Annotated in this window: 4 protein-coding genes; all 4 read right to left on the bottom strand. The window is 71.7% G+C overall.

Features of this window, described 5'->3' with window-relative positions; all coding sequences use genetic code 11:
* Positions 1–624 (bottom strand): helix-turn-helix domain-containing protein (locus tag H0488_RS23020; protein WP_281369746.1); only part of this gene is annotated, 624 nt, incomplete at its 3' end.
* A 14-nt stretch (positions 625–638) separates the two neighbouring features.
* Positions 639–1,352 carry a hypothetical protein gene (locus H0488_RS23015; protein WP_183101503.1) on the bottom strand — a complete coding sequence of 238 codons (714 nt, stop codon included), beginning with the start codon at positions 1,350–1,352 and terminating at the stop codon, positions 639–641.
* Positions 1,349–1,516, bottom strand: coding sequence for a hypothetical protein (locus H0488_RS23010; protein ID WP_183101502.1), 168 nt, complete (start codon positions 1,514–1,516; stop codon positions 1,349–1,351). The genes H0488_RS23015 and H0488_RS23010 overlap by 4 nt, the downstream gene beginning before the upstream one ends.
* A gap of 135 nt (positions 1,517–1,651) precedes the next feature.
* The coding region (locus tag H0488_RS23005) for a hypothetical protein (RefSeq protein ID WP_183101501.1) at positions 1,652–2,054 on the bottom strand (403 nt) is incomplete at its 5' end.

The raw sequence follows: 2,054 nt of genomic DNA, 5'->3' as shown, positions 1-2,054 counted from the left end.
TGCCGCCCGGCTTCGGTCGGCACCCAGGAGGACCTCCGGCGTGGTGCCGAAGGCCTCCGCGGCCGCCACGACGGCCTGCTCGACGGGGCCATCAGGCTCGAAGTTCGACGCCGGCCGATCCTGGTGGAGGCTGACCACCGCGGCCTCGGGGCGGGGGAGCCGGGCGGTGTAGCGGTCGTTGACGTGCTCCCTGACCCGGGCCGCGGCGTCAGCCAGCCGGGGCCGCTCGGCGGTGCGGCGTACGGCGTGGATCACCGAACCGTGGTCCTTGCTGAAGTGTTCGGCGATCGCCGGCAGGGACAGGCCGACCTCGCGGGCGGCGGTCATGGCCACGGCGCGGGCGTCGCTGACCGGACGGCTGCGCTCGGCGCTCAGGATCGCCTCCGGCGTGGTGCCGAACATCGGTGCGGCCGCGTTGATGGTCAGCTCGCACACCGCAGCCGGGCCGGTTGCCGGCGCCGACGGCATGGTCTGGTCGACCTGGACGGCCAGGACGGTCACCAGCGACCGCAGCTGGTCGGCGTCCAGCAGCGCGATCAGGTCGGCGACCTGGTCGTGCTGCCCGCGGCCGGCGGCATCGAGGACGAGGCCAGCCAGCTGGCGGCCGCCCTGATCGAGGTCCATGCCCGTCCTCCCGCCTACCGCGCCGGCGACCCGCCGGCCGGGGCCGCCTGGCGAGGAACCTGGCCGCGGCCCTGCTCGGCCATACGCCGGCGGGCGTTGTCGGTGATCTCGCTGGCGATGCCAGCCGACTGCCGGGCGTTGGCCGCGGCGTGGTCGACGACGTTCTTGAGCAGGCGCACGTCCTCGTCGGCGCGGCCGAGTTCCTTGCCGGCGGTCGCGATGCTCCGCTCGAGGGTGACCGGTTGCAGTAACGACGGCGGAGTCACGTGCTGGACCGCCAGCTGCGCGCTGTCGACGTGCTGAGCGGTCAACCGGGCCATCGGCTTGGCCAGGTCGATCATCTCGCCCGCGACTGCGAGGCGTGGCTTCAACTGCGCGACCTCGCTGGCGAGCCCAGGATCGGAGGTGTCGGCGTCTTGGAGGAGATCGTGGGCATCGGCGATCGCCTGCGATGCACGCTCCAGGTGTCCCGTGAGTTCGTCGACAAGCTCGGCGTTGTCGCTGCAGCGGCGCTGCAGGCGGCTCAAGTGCTCGCCGGCGGCCTCAAGGTAGTAGTCACCGCGGTCGTTGAGGCGGGCCTTCGCCGAGTCGAGTTCGGCGTCATCGAGAACCCGGAGCGCGGAGTTGATCGTGGCGTGGAGCTCGTCGACGACCCGGCGGCCGCGTCCTACGGCCTGATCGGCCATGAAGACTGCGTCTGCGGCTTGCAGAGCGGTGTCGGTGGTCATGCCGGCTCACCGCCTCCCGTGTCGGACGGGGGCGTACTGCTCGGCGGGGGCAGGACCTCGCGGAGGCGGTCCAGGGCCGCCAGGGCCTGCTCGAGGTGGTCGCGGGCCTCCTGAACGGGGTCACGGTCGGCCGCGGCGGAGGGAGAATCGGTGGGCGTGCTCACGGGCAGCTCCTTGGTTGACCGGGGTCATGTCTCAGTCACCAAAGGAAGGTCGGCCCGCTCAGGCGATCACCGAGCGCGAAGAAATCTCTCGGGCCTCAGACGCCGCGGTTCACCAAGGGCCGGGGACCACCCAGGTCAGGGTTGGTCCCAGGGCATCGACTCCTGCCCGTCGTCGACGCCCTGGCTGATGATGTGCGCGGTGGCGTTGCGGGCGGCGTTCAGGTGCTTGTGGAGGTCGACCGCGAGTCCGCGGGCCTCCTCCAAGTGGAGACGGGCGACGCCGATAGCCATGGCCGGATCGGATTCGTCGGTCATCGCGTCCATGCTCAGCACCTGGCTGGACAGGGCCTGCTCAAGCGTGCTGGACAGCTGCGAGACCGCCTGGGGGAGCGCGGCCGTGAGGTCGGCGAAGTCCGCGAACTGGTCGGAGGTCTCGGCCGGGGTCTGGTCCCGCTGCCACATCGTGGCGCGGTTGAAGCCGTAGACGTGCTCACGGGCCGCGGCCGCGTGCCCGCTTGCTTCGAGCTGATCGTTGTCG

Source organism: Nocardioides pelophilus (assembly GCF_014180685.1).
In the GTDB taxonomy this organism is placed as follows: domain Bacteria; phylum Actinomycetota; class Actinomycetes; order Propionibacteriales; family Nocardioidaceae; genus Nocardioides; species Nocardioides pelophilus.
Note: the sequence above shows the minus strand (reverse complement) of the source record. Positions and strands in the feature narration are given on the sequence as shown.

What these genes read in the sequence shown, in the direction of transcription:
- H0488_RS23015 (WP_183101503.1), bottom strand. Translation starts at nt 1,352, where the DNA reads ATGACCACCGACACCGCTCTGCAAGCCGCAGACGCAGTCTTCATGGCC.